The organism is Streptomyces sp. 13-12-16 (genome assembly GCF_002114215.1).
Taxonomy (GTDB): Bacteria; Actinomycetota; Actinomycetes; order Streptomycetales; family Streptomycetaceae; genus Streptomyces.
In genome coordinates this window covers 1-1,385 of record NZ_NCTE01000443.1, presented here as the reverse complement: position 1 = coordinate 1,385, position 1,385 = coordinate 1, and the positions used below count along the sequence as shown (strand labels likewise).

The following is a 1,385-nucleotide window of genomic DNA, read 5'->3' as shown; positions in this document are numbered from 1 at the left end:
CGTCCGTCGTCGGCGGGGTCACGCCCCCTCGGGCACCCGGTCCAGGAAGCCGTACACGGCGCGGACCCGGCCCTCGGCGTCGAGCGTGATCACGTCCGAGCCGGCGACGGGGGCCGAGCCGTCCGCCCGGCTCACCAGCTCCCAGGAGAAGCGCGCGGTGTCGTGGTGGCCGTCGACGTTCCCCACGAGCCGGAAGACGAAGCCGGGGAACCGCTCGTGGGCCGCCGCGATCACCGCGGTGATCGCCTCGTGGCCGCGGGCGTCGGACATCGGGTCGGTGTAACGGCCGTCCGCGGTCCACACGTCGGCCACCGCCTTGGCGAGTGCCTCGGCACCGTCGGCGTTCCAGGCCTCGAAGTAGCGGGCGACGGCGGCGTCGTAGTGGTGGGCGGCTGTGGTCATGGCGAGTCCCCCCGGGGAGGTCGTGTCTGCTGGTCGGACGGCGGGTCCCGGTCGCGGCGACCCGGTGCCCCACCTTGCCGGTGCCCCGGGCCGCGGTCGATTACCTCCGGGGTCATGCGCGGCCCGTCGGCCGCACCCGCACCATTTCGGCCAGCGGCGGCGGTGAATATGCCAGGAGACTGGCCGGAAACACATGGTGACAGTGTTTCAGCGGTGAACATACTCGACTAGCGAGAGCGCTTCACACCGCGCGACGGCGCCCTCACGCACAGCATGCGAGCCACGAGGCGGGCAGCCGGCCCGGCCCGGCGGGCGAGCAACGCAGCGGGGGAGGGAACGTGCACGACGAATTCCTGTGCCATGTCACCGCGTACGGGGTCTGCGACGGCCGGCGCATCGGCGTACCGCTCGGCACCTACCGGGCGCCCACCCTCGCCCTCGCCCTGTGGTGGCTGCGCGACCGTGCCCTCTGGATCGCCGAGCGCCTCGACCCGCGGCCCGACGCCGAGCACTTACCGCCGGGGGCGCTCGTCCCCGTCGCCGACGGCGTGCCCGACGTCCCCGCCGTACTGCGCGCCTGGTGCGGAGACGTCGCCCGGCAGGAGGAGGTGGCCGAGACGCTCGCCGCCGGGCGGATGGTGCGCCTCGCCACCGGCGACGACACCACCGAGTACGAACTGCTGGCCGAGTCCGTGGACGCCCTGCGCATGCAGCGCGCCGCCCGGGTCCTCGGTGTTCCCGTCGCCTGAGGAAGCGCTGGGCAGCTGATCGAAGGCGGGCCGCGGTCACCGGGTGGGGCCGGCCGCGGGATCACCGGTGTGTGTGTCCGCGTCCGCGGGACCGCCTCCGGCACGCCGTCGGCAGGTACCCGGTGAGCGGTGATCGAGCCGTTGCCGCCACGGCGGGATCCGCGCCGGGACGGTCGGCCGCTGAAGTACCCGCGCGGGCTGATCCCGCAGGGTCCGGCCCCTGGAGCGCCGTCT

2 protein-coding genes are annotated in these 1,385 nt (G+C 74.5%); one reads left to right on the top strand and one right to left on the bottom strand.

Annotated elements, in window-relative coordinates; translation table 11 throughout:
* Nucleotides 1-18: 18 nt before the first annotated feature.
* Nucleotides 19-402, bottom strand: a complete 384-nt coding sequence (locus B7767_RS18145) for a nuclear transport factor 2 family protein (protein ID WP_085573108.1) — start codon at nt 400-402, stop codon at nt 19-21.
* Between the two features lie 338 nt (nt 403-740).
* On the opposite strand from B7767_RS18145, the gene B7767_RS18140 reads away from it, so the two are divergent.
* Nucleotides 741-1,151: a hypothetical protein gene (locus tag B7767_RS18140; protein WP_085573107.1), complete on the top strand. Its 411-nt coding sequence runs from the start codon at nt 741-743 to the stop codon at nt 1,149-1,151.
* Nucleotides 1,152-1,385: the final 234 nt, after the last annotated feature.

Excerpts from the sequence above, each read along its gene's own strand:
- B7767_RS18145 (WP_085573108.1), bottom strand. The coding sequence starts at position 402 with ATGACCACAGCCGCCCACCACTACGACGCCGCCGTCGCCCGCTACTTC.